13 protein-coding genes and 1 pseudogene are annotated in these 13,913 nt (G+C 72.9%); 5 read left to right on the top strand and 9 right to left on the bottom strand.

Annotated features, from left to right (window positions below; translation table 11 throughout):
- The first annotated feature begins 100 nt into the window (after positions 1-100).
- On the top strand, positions 101-1,054 hold the full coding sequence (locus CRP49_RS12350; protein ID WP_097253413.1) for an MIP/aquaporin family protein: 954 nt from the start codon (positions 101-103) through the stop codon (positions 1,052-1,054).
- Here CRP49_RS12350 and CRP49_RS12345 read toward each other — a convergent pair.
- The 4 genes from CRP49_RS12345 to CRP49_RS12330 all read right to left on the bottom strand — a co-directional run bounded on the left by CRP49_RS12345 (position 1,051) and on the right by CRP49_RS12330 (position 3,847).
- Positions 1,051-1,410: a transcriptional regulator gene (locus CRP49_RS12345; RefSeq protein ID WP_097253412.1), complete on the bottom strand. Its 360-nt coding sequence runs from the start codon at positions 1,408-1,410 to the stop codon at positions 1,051-1,053. The two genes, CRP49_RS12350 and CRP49_RS12345, sit on opposite strands and share 4 nt — an antisense overlap.
- Positions 1,407-1,856 carry a hypothetical protein gene (locus CRP49_RS12340; protein ID WP_097253411.1) on the bottom strand — a complete coding sequence of 150 codons (450 nt, stop codon included), beginning with the start codon at positions 1,854-1,856 and terminating at the stop codon, positions 1,407-1,409. The genes CRP49_RS12345 and CRP49_RS12340 overlap by 4 nt, the downstream gene beginning before the upstream one ends.
- Before the next feature lie 121 nt (positions 1,857-1,977).
- Entirely contained in the window at positions 1,978-3,090 is a 1,113-nt protein-coding gene (locus CRP49_RS12335; protein ID WP_094215955.1) for a sensor histidine kinase KdpD, read from the bottom strand.
- Between the two features lies 1 nt (position 3,091).
- Positions 3,092-3,847, bottom strand: coding sequence for a response regulator transcription factor (locus tag CRP49_RS12330; protein ID WP_097253410.1), 756 nt, complete (start codon positions 3,845-3,847; stop codon positions 3,092-3,094).
- A gap of 105 nt (positions 3,848-3,952) precedes the next feature.
- Here CRP49_RS12330 and CRP49_RS12325 point away from each other — a divergent pair, with 105 nt between their 5' ends.
- The 3 genes from CRP49_RS12325 to CRP49_RS12315 are packed head-to-tail and all read left to right on the top strand — an operon-like array spanning position 3,953 to position 6,184.
- Positions 3,953-4,651 (top strand): glycosyltransferase family 2 protein, encoded by a 699-nt coding sequence (locus tag CRP49_RS12325; RefSeq protein ID WP_097253409.1) that lies wholly within the window; start codon positions 3,953-3,955, stop codon positions 4,649-4,651.
- A gap of 52 nt (positions 4,652-4,703) precedes the next feature.
- On the top strand, positions 4,704-5,321 hold the full coding sequence (locus CRP49_RS12320; protein WP_097253408.1) for a DUF2064 domain-containing protein: 618 nt from the start codon (positions 4,704-4,706) through the stop codon (positions 5,319-5,321).
- An 8-nt stretch (positions 5,322-5,329) separates the two neighbouring features.
- The gene (locus tag CRP49_RS12315) at positions 5,330-6,184 is read left to right on the top strand and encodes a bifunctional 2-polyprenyl-6-hydroxyphenol methylase/3-demethylubiquinol 3-O-methyltransferase UbiG (protein WP_097257321.1); all 855 of its coding nucleotides are present in this window, start codon (positions 5,330-5,332) and stop codon (positions 6,182-6,184) included.
- Positions 6,185-6,512: 328 nt separating this feature from the next.
- Here CRP49_RS12315 and CRP49_RS12310 read toward each other — a convergent pair whose 3' ends face one another.
- On the bottom strand, positions 6,513-7,838 hold the full coding sequence (locus tag CRP49_RS12310) for a molybdopterin-dependent oxidoreductase (RefSeq protein WP_257033378.1): 1,326 nt from the start codon (positions 7,836-7,838) through the stop codon (positions 6,513-6,515).
- A 113-nt stretch (positions 7,839-7,951) separates the two neighbouring features.
- Between CRP49_RS12310 and CRP49_RS12305 the strand changes: the two genes are divergently transcribed.
- Complete coding sequence (locus CRP49_RS12305) at positions 7,952-9,277, top strand: hypothetical protein (RefSeq protein ID WP_097253406.1); 1,326 nt, start codon at positions 7,952-7,954, stop codon at positions 9,275-9,277.
- 37 nt (positions 9,278-9,314) lie between these two features.
- Here CRP49_RS12305 and CRP49_RS12300 read toward each other — a convergent pair.
- The 4 genes and pseudogenes from CRP49_RS12300 to CRP49_RS12285 all read right to left on the bottom strand — a co-directional run.
- Positions 9,315-9,812, bottom strand: a pseudogene (locus tag CRP49_RS12300) (helix-turn-helix domain-containing protein); the annotation flags it as partial.
- A gap of 54 nt (positions 9,813-9,866) precedes the next feature.
- Positions 9,867-11,327: an FG-GAP-like repeat-containing protein gene (locus tag CRP49_RS12295; RefSeq protein ID WP_097253405.1), complete on the bottom strand. Its 1,461-nt coding sequence runs from the start codon at positions 11,325-11,327 to the stop codon at positions 9,867-9,869.
- A gap of 25 nt (positions 11,328-11,352) precedes the next feature.
- Entirely contained in the window at positions 11,353-12,759 is a 1,407-nt protein-coding gene (locus CRP49_RS12290) for an FG-GAP-like repeat-containing protein (protein ID WP_097257320.1), read from the bottom strand.
- A gap of 152 nt (positions 12,760-12,911) precedes the next feature.
- Entirely contained in the window at positions 12,912-13,901 is a 990-nt protein-coding gene (locus tag CRP49_RS12285; protein ID WP_097253404.1) for an NAD(P)-dependent oxidoreductase, read from the bottom strand.
- Between the last annotated feature and the right edge of the window lie 12 nt (positions 13,902-13,913).

Here is a 13,913-nt window from a genome sequence, read left to right as displayed (position 1 = left end):
CTGCAGCGGCAGCCCCGGAGATCGCGTCGCCCTGCGTGAAGAGCATTTGTGGGCCAATATGGTCATGTCGGGCCGTACTGCTCTCTTCGAGGGGGCCTCAATGGCTGTCGAAATCCCCCCGCTCATCAAGCCCTCCCGGCTCAGGCGCCGGGGTGGCCTGCTGGGCGAGTGTATGGCGGAGTTCCTCGGGACCTTCGTCCTCATCTCCTTCGGCTGCGGCGTGGTCGCGATGGCAGTGGCCGCACTGCCCGGCTCGGGCCGTGCGGCGACCCCCACGACGATCTTCCTCGCGGCCGGCGACTGGCTGCTGATCACGTTCGGCTGGGCGTTCGCCGTTGTCTTCGGCGTCTACGTCGCCGGCGGTGTCAGCGGTGCCCACCTGAATCCGGCGGTGACGCTGGCGATGGCCATCCGCCGCGGGTTCTCCTGGCTCAAGGTCCTGCCGTTCATGCTCTCGCAGGTGGTCGGCGCGTTCGCGGGCGCGGCGCTGGTCTACCTCGTGTACCACGACGCGATCAGCGCCTACGACCAGGCCGCGTCGGGGCCGAAGGTGAACGGGCATACCAACGCCACGTTCTCCATCTTCGCGACCTTCCCGGCCGCGTACTTCCACGGCGGCATCTGGGGGCCGTTGATCGACCAGATCGTCGGTACGGCCTTCCTGCTCATGCTGATCGCCGCCCTCATCGACCTGCGCAACCAGGCCGTGAAGGCCAACCTCGGCCCGCTGCTGGTGGGCTTCGTCGTCGCCGCCATCGGCATGTCCTACGGCGCCAACGCGGGGTACGCCATCAACCCGGCCCGTGACTTCGGACCGCGGCTGCTCACCTATGCGGCCGGGTGGCAGAGTTATGCCTTCCCGGGCAGCGTGTCCGGCGTGTACAGCGGCTACTGGTGGATCCCGATCGTCGGGCCGCTGGTCGGCGGGACCATCGGGATCCTGATCTACGACCTGTTCATCGGCGACGTCCTGCTTGTGCGCTCCCAACTGGGCGAACTGCCCGAGCCGGGCCGGGCCCGGGGGACGAAGGAGGTCGACGAGGAGGAGTACTAGTCCTCTTCGGACTCCGACCGGTCCCCTTCGGGCTCCGCTCCCGCCCTGCGGGCCGCCGACGCGATCTCTTCCAGCGCCGTCAGGTGGCCCGCCAGCGCGCGCCGGCCGGTGAGCGTGAGCGCGGCCCAGGTGCGCGGGCGCTTGCCCAGGTAGCCCTTGCGGATGCTGACGTAGCCCGTCTTCTCCAGGGCGGAGAGCGTCTTGCTCAGCGTCGAGTCGGACACCTGGCAGTAGTCGCGCAGAACGGCGAACTCCGCCTCCCCGCACGCGGAGAGGTAGGCGGCGAGGGCCAGCCGGGTCGGGTGGTGGAGTTCGCGGTCCAGGGCCGGGGGCGGACCGCCCGTCCCGCCGGTCATGCGGTGCCCGTCCGGGTCGCGCGCAGCAGGTACTCGACGCCGCCCGCGAGGCCGAAGCCGATGAGCCAGCCCGGGGCGCCGTACGGCACGGCGGCCACCAGGCCCACGGCGACCGGGGCGAGGGGGAGCAGCCAGGCCCGCTTGCCGGCCTCGCGGCGCCGGTCGAACCAGGGGGTCGTACCGCCGTGGTGGGCCCCCAGCCAGACGAGGACGAGGAAGGCCGCCAGGCTCAGCACGCCGACGGTCAGGAGCCGGCCGGACCACTGCGAGCTGATGCCCGACAGGCCCAGCGTGGTGAAGCCGACGGCGCAGGCCAGGCCCTGGCCGAGGGTGTGGCCGCGGGAGCGGGTGCTGCCTGCCGCCCGCGCCGCGGCCTGAGCCGCGTGCGCGGTGCCGAGCGCCTGCTCGGCCTGGCGTGCGTCGATGGGGTCCCCCGTGCTGGCCATGCGTGTACCTCCGGCGTCGGAAGGGCGGTTGGTCGGACCGCCCGGTGATCACCTTCAGGATGGACAGTACTTTCCATGAATGCAAGTAATTTCCGGGCCGCGACAGCCGGTGTGTGGTGCTCTATGCCTCCGCCGCCGGCAGGGTCACCTCGAAGCGGCAGCCGCCCGGGATGTTGCGGACGGTCGTACGGCCCTGATGGGCCTCCACGATCCCTCGTACGATCGCCAGGCCGAGCCCCGCGCCCGCCGGCGGTGTGCGCGCGTCCGTGCCGCGCCAGCCGGTGTCGAAGACGCGGGGCAGGTCCTCCTCGGGGATGCCGCCGCAGCTGTCCGTCACGGACAGGACCACGCCGTCGGGGGCCCGTTCGGCGGCGATGGCGACCGTGCCGTCGGCGGGGGTGCGGCGGATGGCGTTCACCAGCAGGTTGGCGAGGACCCGGCTCATCTCCTTGCCGTCGACCTCCACCGGCACCGGCTCCACCCGGTCGCCCACGAGCCGTACGCCGTGCTCGCGGGCGAGCGGGCCGACCCCCGCGAGGGCGTCGCCGACCAGGTCGTAGAGGGAGATCCGGGCCGGGCTCAGGGGCAGCGTGCCGGCGTGGATGCGGGAGAGTTCGAAGAGGTCGCCGACCATGTCGTTGAGGCGTTCCACCTCGGTGCGGATCTGCTTGAGGTAGCGGTCGGGGTCGGCGGCCACCCCGTCCTCCAGGGCCTCCGACATGGCGCGCAGCCCGGCGAGCGGGGTGCGCAGATCGTGCGAGATCCAGGCGACGAGTTCCCGCCGGGAGGTCTCCAGGGCCCGCTCGCGTTCCCGGGAGGCGGCGAGCCTGGCGCTGGTGGCGGCCAACTCGCGGCTGAGCGCGTCCAGTTCGGCGGTGGCGGGGCTTGCGGGCGCGGCGAAGGATCCGCCGTCGCCGAAGTTCCGTGCGGCGTCGGCCAGTTCACGGCTGCGGGCGACGACCCAGCGGCCCAGCAGCAGCGCGGTCACCAGGGAGACCACGGCCGCCATGGCGACGACCGTGGTGACGACCCGCAGGTCGTGCGAGGACAGGAACATCGCCTGGGCCACGGCCATGGTCCCGGCGAGCATGGCGACCACGCCGACGGCGGCCACCACGGCGAGCGAGGTGGTGAGGGAACGCCGGCGGATCAGGCGCAGTACGGCCGCTCCGGCGAGGCCGGTGGCGGCGGCGCCGAGGAAGGCGTAGAGGGCGATGAGGAGGGTGTCGCGCATGTCAGTCGCCCTCCCTTCCGGTTCCGGTGGGGTCGAAGCGGTAGCCCACGCCCCACACCGTCTGGATGAGGCGGGGGCGGGCGGGGTCGTCCTCGACCTTGCCGCGCAGGCGGCGGACATGGACGGTGACGGTCGACAGGTCGCCGAAGTCCCAGCCCCACACCTCCCGCATCAGCTCCTCCCGGCCGAACGCCCGCCCCGGGTACCGCAGGAAGAAGGCGAGCAGGTCGAACTCGCGGAGGGTGAGGGCCAGTTCGGCGCCGTTCTTGGTGGCGCGGCGGGCCGCCGGGTCGACGGTCAGACCCGCCGCGCCCAGTGGGCCGCGCGGCACGGCGGGCCGGGCGCGGCGCAGCACCGACTCCACCCGCAGCACCAGCTCGCGCGGGCTGAACGGCTTGGTCACATAGTCGTCGGCGCCGACCTCCAGGCCGAGGATGCGGTCGTCCTCGTCGCCGCGCGCGGTGAGCATGACGACCGGCACCGGGCCGTGCTCGCGCAGCCGCCGGCACACCTCCAGGCCGTCCATCCCGGGCAGCATCAGATCCAGCACCACCAGGTCCGGCCGGTGCGCGGCGGCCCGCGCGAGGGCGGCCGGGCCGTCGGCGGCCCGGTCCACGGCGTATCCGGCCCGGTCCAGGTATCCCGCGACGACCTCGGCGACGGTCGGGTCGTCGTCCACGACGAGGATCCGGCCCAGGGGGGCGGGCCGCGGTTCGGCGTCCGGTGACGCGTCCGGTGATGGGTACGGCTGCTGCATGTCATCCACCCTGGCACCGCGCCGCCCGGGAGGCGCGGTCACGGCTCCGACGTCCGCGTTTCGTAAGGAGGCGATGACCGCTTTGCCCCGGTTCGGCTTCGTAGGGTGAACGCCGTGACGAGCACCTCTCCTCCCCCTGCCGACGTGGATGTCGTGCTGCCCTGCCTGAACGAGGCCGAGGCGCTGCCCTGGGTCCTCGCCCGCATCCCGGCCGGCTGGCGCGCCCTCGTCGTCGACAACGGCTCCACCGACGGCTCCGCCGACCTCGCCCGCGACCTCGGCGCGACCGTCGTCCGCGAGGACCGGCGCGGCTTCGGCGCCGCCTGCCACGCCGGGCTGCTGGCCGCCACCGCCGACGTGGTGTGCTTCTGCGACTGCGACGCCTCCCTCGACCCCGGGCACCTGGTCCCGTTCGTCCGCGAGGTCCGCGCCGGCGAGGCCGACCTGGTGCTCGGGCGGCGCCGCGCGCAGAGCCGGGGGGCGTGGCCGGTTCACGCTCGCGCGGGCAATTTCGCTCTGGCCCGCCTCCTGCGTCGCCGCACCGGGCTGCGTCTGCACGACCTCGGCCCGCTGCGCGCCGCGCGCCGTGAGTCGCTCTTGGCGCTGGACCTCACCGACCGCCGCAGCGGCTATCCCCTGCAGATGGTGGTCCGCGCGGCTGACGCGGGGTGGCGTATCACCGAGCACGACGTCCCGTATCTGCCTCGCAGCGGTGCGTCGAAGGTCACGGGGACGTGGCGGGGGACGTGGGAGGCGGTGCGGGACATGAGCCGGGTCCTGAACGAGCCCTCTGTCCCCGCGTAGCTGCGCCCACCCGCCCAGCACCAACCCCGGTCACCAGCCAAGGAAGGCCCACATGACCACCCTCCTCGTCATCGCCAAGGAGCCGCTCCCCGGGCGGGTCAAGACCAGACTCACCCCGCCCTTCACGCCCGAGCAGGCCGCCGCTCTCGCAGAGGCCTCCCTCGCCGACACCCTGCGCGCGGTGGCCGAAACCCCGGCCACGCGAAGGGTCCTCGTGCTGGACGGCCGGCCAGGCCCCTGGCTGCCGCCCGGTTTCGACGTCGTACCGCAGTGCGCCGGCGGACTCGACGCCCGCCTCGCCGACGCCTTCGCCCGCTGCGCCGGCCCGGCCCTGCTGATCGGCATGGACACCCCGCAGGTCACCCCGGAGCTGCTCACCGTGGACTTCGCGGGCTGTGACGCGTACTTCGGCCCGGCCGAGGACGGCGGCTTCTGGGCGCTGGGCCTGGCCCGCCCCGAACCCGCGCTGCTGCGGGGCGTGCCCATGTCCACACCGCAGACCGGTGCCGTACAGCGGGAGCGCCTGGTCGCCGCCGGGCTGCGGGTACGGGACCTGCCCCGGCTGCGGGACGTCGACACCGCCGCCGACGCCCGCGCCGTCGCCGCCCTCGCCCCGCACGGCACCTTCGCCGCCCGGCTGGCGGACTGCACGGCGACCGGTGCACGATGACCGGCCCGATGCCGGCCAGGTACGCGCGTCGCGCGGCAGTCGCCGACGGCGAACGCGCCCCACTGGGGCCACCCGCACCCGACGACGAAAGCAGCACGCGTTGTGCGGGTGGGAACGAAATCCCCGCCGAAGGCGCAGCCGAGGCGGTATGGGCGGCCTCCGACCCCTACGCCACCGCCCTCCGCACCGGCCGGGGCCCCCTGTACCTGCGCCGCACCGACGGCTGGCTGCTGCCGCTGGAGGTGGAGCGCTGGTGCGCCGGCGCGGACGACGTGGACCGGGCGGTGCTGGACCGCTGCGAGGGCGCCGTCCTGGACGTCGGCTGCGGCCCGGGCCGGCTGGTGGCGGAACTCGCGGCCCAGGGCCGTACCGTCCTCGGCGTCGACGTCAGCGAAGCGGCCGTCACCCGCACCATCACCGTCGGCGGCCAGGCCCTGCGCCGCTCGGTGTTCGACCCGCTGCCCGGCGAGGGCCGCTGGGGCACGGTCCTGCTCATGGACGGCAACATCGGCATCGGCGGAGACCCGGCCGTCCTGCTGCACCGCATGGCCCAACTCCTCGCCCCCGGCGGCCTGTTGATCGCCGAGACCGTCCCACTGGACGTCGAGGAGCACGCCGACGTGCAGGTCGTCGCCCACGGACGGGAAGCCGTCGGCGCCCCCTTCCCCTGGGTGCGGATCGGCACCCCCGCCCTGCTCCGGCTCGCGGACCGGGCCGCCGGGTGGCGCCCGGAGGCTCAGTGGACGGCCGGCGACCGCCGCTTCGTCGCCCTGCGCACCCGCACCACCAGCAGCAGCGCCGAGCCGCCGAAGAGCACGGCGGTGATCAGCAGCCAGCGGGCGAGGAAGACGCCCGCGGACTGACCGGTGGCCAGGCGGTAGCGCTGGTCCACCAGGTCGAGGATCAGCGGGAACCACACGAGCAGCAGCAGCCCCGACAGCACGGCCGGCACCCGCACGTACATCACCCACGCACGCCGCCCGACCGCGTCGAGACCGCGTACGACCGCCCGGTCGGCCACCGAGTACAGCGGCAGCAGCACGAGGTCGTGCAGCAGGGCCGCCCCCACGATCCACAGGGCCACCCCGAACCAGTCACCGGCGAGCAGCCGTACACCGGCGTACGCGGCGAGCGCGAACGAGCAGCAGAGCAGCAGGATGTGCAGCGGACTGCCCACAGGTAGACGGCGCATCACAGATCTCCGAAGGTCAGCCGGGCCACCCACTTGGTGTTGAGCACCCCGGGTGCGGCGGGCACGATGATGCGCGCCGGGTGGCCGTGGTCGGGGGACAGTTCCTCGCCGTTGACGTACAGGGCGAGCAGGGAGCGCGGGTCGGCCACCTGGTTGGCGCGCAGGGCCGCGCGGCGGAAGGCGCCGTGCCGTTGCAGGGACTCCACGAACACGTCCGGCGGGTCTCCGTCGTACCCGACGAGCGCCGCGAGGTCGCGCAGCCGCACCCCGCGCCACCACTGGTCGGCAGTGGACCAGCCCTCTACGCAGGCGATCGGCAATGAGGAGCTGTGCAAGGGCAGTTGGAGCAGTTGGGCGCGGCTGAGGCGCACGGTTCCGGTGCGCCCGGTGACGACGAGCCGCCAGGCCTCCGCGCTGGTCTCCGTCGCGTCGATCCCGGCGTACGCGGCCGTCTTGTTGATCTGGAAGCCGTTCGGGCCGCCGACCGGGTCGGCCCCGCCGTGCGGCGCGAGCAGGGCCGTACGACGGAAGGGTCCGCCCAGGCTCTGCCCCACCGTGGTCAGGAACAGCAGCAGCGAGCCGCCGCCGACCAGCCACAGCGCCCCGCGCCGGGAGACGGTGGGCGGGTCGGGGTCCGGCGCGACCAGGTCGTCGTCGTCCCGAGGCCGGACCTCCTCCCGAGACCGGACCTCCTCCCGAGGCCGGACTTCCTCTTGCGACCGGACCTCCTCCCGCGACCGGACCGCCTCCCGCAGTCGCCGCCCCCGCACGGCCCGCACCGCGGTCGGCATCTTCAGCACCGCGTGCGCCACGAACGCGCTGAAGAACACCCACGCGCCGTAGAAGTGGAGCGGATAGAAGGAGCCGGGGAAGACGTAGTCGAGCTGGACGTTGAGCACCCCGGTCGTGAACTCGAACAGGCCGCCGCCGACGAGCAGCAGCAGCGAGATCCGCTCCAGCGCGTGCGCGACGGAACGGGCCGGCGGCAGCGTGAACAGCTTCGGCACCACCGACCACAGCTTGGCCAGCAGGACCGGGATCAGGGTGATGCCGAGGGTGACGTGCAGGCCCTGGGTGAACCGGTACAGCCACACGGGGCCGGTCGGCCAGGAGAACAGATAGAACCCGAGGAGCCCCTTGTCCGGGGTCGTGTCGTTCACCCGGGACAGGTTCGGGTTGTAGGCCGCGTACGACACCAGACCGGTCACGAACAGCACGGTGATGCCGACGAGCAGCACGAGGCCGAGCACCGAGGTGAACCAGGTGCCGCGCAGGGGGCTGCGCCAGAAGCCGGGGGAGGTGGGAAGCCGGGGACGGTTGCGCATGCTTCGACCGTAGGCCCGCACCAGCCCGGGAAAGGGTGCGCGACCCATGACGAAACGCTGACGTCCGGCCCGTACGACGGCCTGTGCAGGTCCGTGCGGCCTAACGTGCCGACGTGACCCGCTCCCTCCGCCGTGATCTGTACGCCGCCGTCGCCGCCGCCCTGCTCGTGACGGTGGCCGTCCTGGTCGGCCGGCACATCCAGGACACCTACCGCACCCTCTTCGTGCACTGGCCGCCGGTACTGGCCGAATGGGACCCGCACGTGGGCCCCGGCACCCCGGCCGCCGCCCTCCTCGCGGCCGCCACCGTGGCCTACGGCCCGTCCCTGGCCGCCCGCCTGCCGTGGCGCGCCCTGCTCGCGGCCTCCTGGGCGACGGCGACGGCCTGGATCCTCTCCCTCGCCCTCGTCGACGGCTGGCACCAGGGCATCGCGGTCCGCCTCACCACCCGCGAGGAGTACCTCCGGGTCATCGGCCGCTTCCACGACATCCCGGCCACCCTGCGCGACTTCACCCACCACATCGTCGCCGGCACCCCCCACCCCTGGCCCGCCCATGTCGCCGGCCACCCCCCGGCCTCCACGCTCACCTTCGTCCTCCTCGACCGGATCGGGCTGCGGGGCGGCGGCTGGGCCGGGATGTGGTGCGTCCTCACCGGCGCGACGGCCTGCGTGGCGGTGCTGATCGCCGTACGCGCCCTGGCCGACGAGACCCTGGCCCGCCGAGCGGCCCCCTTCCTGGTCCTCGCCCCGGCGGCCGTCTGGCTGGGCACCTCCGCCGACGCCTACTTCGCGGCGGTGGCCGCCTGGTCCGTAGCCCTGCTCGCCCTCGCGGTCACGCGACGCTCCCTCGCCTGGGCGGCCGCCTCAGGCCTGCTCCTCGGCCTGACCTGCTACCTGTCGTACGGCCTCACGCTCTTCGCCCTCATCGCGGCGGCGGTCCTGCTCCTGGGCCGTGACGCCGTACGCAAGCGCCCCGCCCTCCTCCTGGCTCTCCTCGCCGGACTGGCCGTCGTCCCCCTGACCTTCACGCTCGCGGGCTTCAACTGGTGGACGGCGTACCACCTGTTGGTGACCCGCTACTACCAGGGCGTCGGCGGCACCCGCCCCTACGGCTACTGGGTATGGGCCAACCTGGCCTGCACGGTCCTCATCACCGGCCCGGCAACGGCGGCGGGCCTGCGCCGCACGGCCACGACCCTCACCCACCGCACCGACCCCGCCCCCGTCCGCCTGGCACTCCTCGTCTCAGCGACCCTCCTCGCCCTCCTCGTCGCCGACCTGTCCGGCATGAGCAAGGCCGAGACCGAACGCATCTGGCTCCCGTTCGCGATGTGGCTGCTCCCCGCGTGCGCGTACCTGCCCCACCCCCGGGCGTGGCTCACCGCCCAGGCGCTCCTCGCCCTGCTGCTCAACCACCTGCTGCTGACGGGGTGGTGAGCGGCTCTGTACACAGGCTGTGGATGGGCCGGCCCCTCACCCCTACGATCCCCTGCGGCTCCTGATCGGACAGACCCCGCATGCGCCGCAGCGTCTCCTGGCCGATGCCCCGGATGAAGTCGGCGATGGCAGGGTTCATCCCCTCGTGCACGAGGGGGACGCGTGCCTTCCTGCCGACCACACGGAACTCGTCCTTCTCCACGACCCGGTATCGCATACTGCTGCTCCCTTCGACGGTGAGGCGGAAGGACAGCCGTGGCTGGGATTGCAGACTCGCACCGGATCGCCTGGCCTCGCCGGGACCGACGCCGTGCACGACGCGGAACGCACACGCGAACGCCTCCCCGGACGTGTAGCCGTACCGCACCGCGATCTCCAACAGCGTCCGATCCCCGGCCAGCACCTCGGCACCGGCGACCGTGAGCCGCCTGCGCCGGATGTACTCCGACAGCGGAACCCCCGCCAGCGCGGAGAACAGCCGCCGCAAGTGATACTCCGAAGTCACCACGATCCGGGCCAGATCGGCCCCCTCGATCCGTGCCCGATCCGGTCGGGTACGACAAGCGTGTGATCTCCGCGTTCTGGCGAACTAGCCCGCCAGGTCCGCCCCGAAGCCGGTGTACTTGCCGGCCGGCAGTCCCACCTTCGTCGGGCCGAAGGTCGTCGTCGCCGTCGTCGAGTACAGCGTGGACGCGGCGCCCGGCAGGAACCAGACCGCGCCCTCGGGGTCGTTCTCCTGGTCGGCGACGGCCGTGAGGTCGGCCCGGCCGTCGCGGTTGACGTCGGAGGCGAGGAGCGTCCGGCCGAAGGTGTCGCCCCCTTCCCGGGTGTCCGGCACGCCGGGGCTGTCCTGCGTCAGGAACACCGGACGGCTGGTGGACAGGCCGGCGGACGAGCCTCGGAGCAGGGTGATCGCGCCCGCGGACGCGAGGTAGTCCGAGTCGTCGCCGAAACTCTCGCCGGGCGCGCCGACCGCCAGGTCCCCGTAGCCGTCCTTGTCGAAGTCGCCGATCGCCAGCGCCTGGCCGAAGCGGTCGCCTTCCTCGGAGGAGTCCGGGACGCCCGAGGTGTTCTGCGTGTACGAGACGCGGCGGGTGGCGCTCGGGCCGGACGAGGTGCCGTAGATGACGTGGATCTTGCCGCCGGTGGAGGCCGAGGGCTCGTCGGCCGGGTCCTCGGGGTTGCCGAGGACGATGTCGCCGTAGCCGTCCTTGTTCAGGTCGCCGATCGCGGCCGTCTCGGCGGTGCGCAGGCTCGCCGCCTTGCTGATGCCGTCGGCTGTGCCCTTGTAGTAGACGGCCGTGGCGAGGTGGTCGCCGTTGGGCTTCTGACCGGTGACGACCAGGTCGGCCTTGGTGTCGCCGCTGACTCGGCCGGCGGTCAGGGCCGGCTTGTCGATGCCGGGGGAGTAGGAGGAGACCCTGCCCGTCGAGCCGGACTTGGTGAACGGGCCCCGGATCAGGCGGACCCGCCAGCTGCTGGGGTTCTCGGTGTCGCTCTGCGCGGAGATCGCCAGGTCGGGCTTGCCGTCACCGGTGAAGTCCGCCGCCGCGATGCTCAGCCCGAAGTAACTGCCGTACAGCGTCTGCGGGTTCTTCACCGTCGTACCGCCGGACAGGCCGGTCTTCGAGCCCCAGACGATGACGACCGTGCCCGCGTCCTCGGCACTGCCGGCCTTCTCGTGCGGGGCGCCGACGACGAGGTCGCTGTAGCCGTCGCGGTTGAGGTCGGCGGTGGCGATCTGGTCGCCGAACTCGTCGTCCTTCTCGGCGGTGTCCGGGATGCCGGCGGTGTTCTGACTGATCAGCTGGTGCTTGGCGGGGTTCAGGCCGCTCGCCGTGCCGTAGACCACGGCGACCTGGCCGGCCCAGGACTTGCCGTTCACGGTGGCGGCGGGGGCCGCGACGGCCACGTCCCGGTACCCGTCTCCGTTGAAGTCGCCCTGGAGCCCGGAGGGGGCGGCCGAGGCGGGGGTGGACAGGGTCGCCGGGGTCAGGCCCGCGACGAGCAGGGCGGCGAGCGCGGTGCTGCCGCGCAGGGGGTGCTTCACGTCTGTGTCTCCGAGGAAGAGGGGGTCAGTCGGGCAGGCTCGCGCTGAACGAGGAACGGTTGCCTAGGCCCAGGGACTGAGGAGTGAACAGGGTCGAGCCGGTTCCGGTGGGGCCGGAAGCCGTGCCCGGCAGAAGGTGGAGGCGCCCGATCTCCCAGGCAGAGGCGACCAGTTCGGCCCGGCCGTCGCGGTTGAAGTCGCGCAGCAGGACGGAGGCGCCGAACCAGGCGTCGTTCTCGTCGGCCGGGTCGCCTTCGACGCCCGGGGTACTGGTGTCGTACTGCCGGGCGTTCTTGCCGGTGAGGCCGCCCCTGCCGCCGCGCAGGACGGTGACCGCGCCGGCGCGGAACATGTTGTCGCCGATGACCTCGCCAGGCACGCCCACCGCGAGGTCCGGGTAGCCATCGCCGTTCGTGTCCGCGGCCGACACGTCGTAACCGAAGTGGTCGACGGACTCGCGCGTGCCAGGGACGCCGGCCGTGTCCTGTGTGAACGAAGTGCCCGTGGTGCCCGGGCCCTGGGAGGTGCCCTTGTACACCCGGACGGTACCGCCCTTGCCCATGCGGGCGAGACCGACGGCGAGGTCGCCGTAGCCGTCCTTGTCGAAGTCCGCGATCGTGGCGCTCGCGTCCACCAGGCCGGAGTCGCCGAGCAGGCCGATCTTCCGCGTCGGCTTGGTGGGGCCGCCCGGGCCGCCGCGGTAGAACCAGGCGCGGTTGGTCCAGGTGTCCGAGTCGTAGCCGAGGACGGCGAAGTCGGCCGTGCCGTCCTTGGTGACCTTGCCGGAGACCACCAGGTCCGGCTTGATGTCCTCGCCGTCGATCGGGTCGAGGTTGGTGGCCGTGCCGCGCGAGCCGGACTTCGTGAACGGGCCGCGCACAACGTAGATGTAGTCGTCGGTGATGGCGACGACGTCCTGCTTGCCGTCGGCGGTGAAGTCGCCGACCGCGACGTCCTTGGCGAAGCCGCAGTCCTTGCAGCCCGGGCTCTTGAACGAAGTCCCTTCGGTCAGGCCCGACTTGGAGCCCCACAGGATGGTGAAGGTGCCGTGGTAGGCGCCGTCGTCCTCGCCGGGGGCGGTGACGACGAGGTCGCCGTAGCCGTCCTTGTTCATGTCCGCCGCGGTGACCTTCGCGCCGAAGAAGTCGTTCGTCTCCGCGGTGCCCGCGATGTACGGGGTGTTCTGCGTGATCACCGAGCGCTTGGCGGGGTCGGGGCCGTGGGCCGTGCCCCAGACGACCACGACCGCGCCCGCCTCCTTCTTGCCGGCCACGGTGGCGGAGCGGTCGCCGAGGGCGAGGTCGCGGTAGCCGTCGCCGTTGAAGTCGTCCGCGTACTTCGCCGTGGCCGCGGACGCGGGCGCGGCCAGCGCCAGCGGGGTCAGGCCGGAGGCGAGCAGCGTGGCGGTCAGCAGGAAGGTGCGCTTGCGCAAGGTGTCTCCCACGGATCGGGGTGGATCCCGCGCGCGCCAGGGTGGCGCGCGATCAGGAGACCTTCGGTAAATGGCAAGGGTTGTACGTGAGTTCGGTGAATTCTTGGGGTCTCCGGGGTGGTTGATTCACTCGGATGACGTCAGCCGACTGCTCAGCGGGCCCCGGCGAACTCCCGCATCCCCTCTTCGAAGGACACCTCCGGCTTCCAGCCCAGCTCCGTCCGCAGGCGCGACGAGTCCGCCGTGATGTGCCGTACGTCGCCCAGCCGGTACTCGCCGGTGATCAGTGGGTCGGGGCCGCCGTGGGCGGCGGACAGGGCGTGGGCCAGGTCGCCGACCGTGTGGGGGGTGCCGCTGCCGGTGTTGTACGCCGTGAGCGTTCCGGGGCGCGGCTCGGCCTCCAGCGCGGTGACGTTGGCGGCGGCCACGTCGCGGACGTGCACGAAGTCGCGGCGCTGGCGGCCGTCCTCGAACACGCGTGGGGGTTCGCCGCGTTGCAGGGCCGAGCGGAAGAAGGAGGCGACCCCGGCGTACGGGGTGTCGCGGGGCATGCGGGGGCCGTAGACGTTGTGGTAGCGCAGGGAGATCGCCGTGCCGTCGGTGCAGCGGGCCCAGGCGGCGGAGAGGTGTTCCTGGGCGAGTTTGGTGGCCGCGTACACGTTGCGGGGGTCGGTCGGGGCGTCCTCGCCCACCAGGCCGGGGGACAGTTCCGACCCGCAGGACGGGCAGTGGGGGTCGAAGCGGCCTGCCTTCAGGTCGGCCTCGGCCCGGGGGCCGGGGCGTACGACGCCGTGGATGGGGCAGTCGTAGCGGCCCTCGCCGTAGACCACCATCGAGCCGGCCAGCACCAGCCGGCCTACGCCCGCCTCGGCCATCGCGGCCAGCAGGACGGCGGTGCCCAGGTCGTTGCGGGAGACGTACTCGGGCGCGTCCGCGACACCGTTGCCGAGGCCCACCATGGCCGCCTGGTGGCAGACCGCGTCCACGCCGGTCAGGGCGCGGGTGATGGCAGCCGGGTTGCGCACGTCGGCGGACGGATCGTCCCGGACGTCGTACACGACCGGCTCGTGGCCGCGCGCCCGCAGCGCGTCGACGACATGGGACCCGATGAAACCGGCACCGCCGGTGACCAGTACACGCATACGGCCACGCTA

Origin of the sequence: Streptomyces sp. Ag109_G2-15 (assembly GCF_900215565.1) — a bacterium.
Taxonomy (GTDB): domain Bacteria; phylum Actinomycetota; class Actinomycetes; order Streptomycetales; family Streptomycetaceae; genus Streptomyces; species Streptomyces diastatochromogenes.
The sequence above is the reverse complement of the archived record's forward strand: the minus strand, read 5'-3'. Positions and strand labels throughout refer to the sequence as shown.

What these genes read in the sequence shown, in the direction of transcription:
- CRP49_RS12330 (WP_097253410.1), bottom strand. Translation starts at nt 3,847, where the DNA reads ATGCAGCAGCCGTACCCATCACCGGACGCGTCACCGGACGCCGAACCG.
- CRP49_RS12310 (WP_257033378.1), bottom strand. Translation starts at nt 7,838, where the DNA reads ATGCGCAACCGTCCCCGGCTTCCCACCTCCCCCGGCTTCTGGCGCAGC.
- CRP49_RS12320 (WP_097253408.1), top strand. Translation starts at nt 4,704, where the DNA reads ATGACCACCCTCCTCGTCATCGCCAAGGAGCCGCTCCCCGGGCGGGTC.
- CRP49_RS12340 (WP_097253411.1), bottom strand. Translation starts at nt 1,856, where the DNA reads ATGGCCAGCACGGGGGACCCCATCGACGCACGCCAGGCCGAGCAGGCG.
- CRP49_RS12285 (WP_097253404.1), bottom strand. Translation starts at nt 13,901, where the DNA reads ATGCGTGTACTGGTCACCGGCGGTGCCGGTTTCATCGGGTCCCATGTC.
- CRP49_RS12335 (WP_094215955.1), bottom strand. Translation starts at nt 3,090, where the DNA reads ATGCGCGACACCCTCCTCATCGCCCTCTACGCCTTCCTCGGCGCCGCC.
- CRP49_RS12345 (WP_097253412.1), bottom strand. Translation starts at nt 1,410, where the DNA reads ATGACCGGCGGGACGGGCGGTCCGCCCCCGGCCCTGGACCGCGAACTC.
- CRP49_RS12315 (WP_097257321.1), top strand. Translation starts at nt 5,330, where the DNA reads ATGCCGGCCAGGTACGCGCGTCGCGCGGCAGTCGCCGACGGCGAACGC.
- CRP49_RS12350 (WP_097253413.1), top strand. Translation starts at nt 101, where the DNA reads ATGGCTGTCGAAATCCCCCCGCTCATCAAGCCCTCCCGGCTCAGGCGC.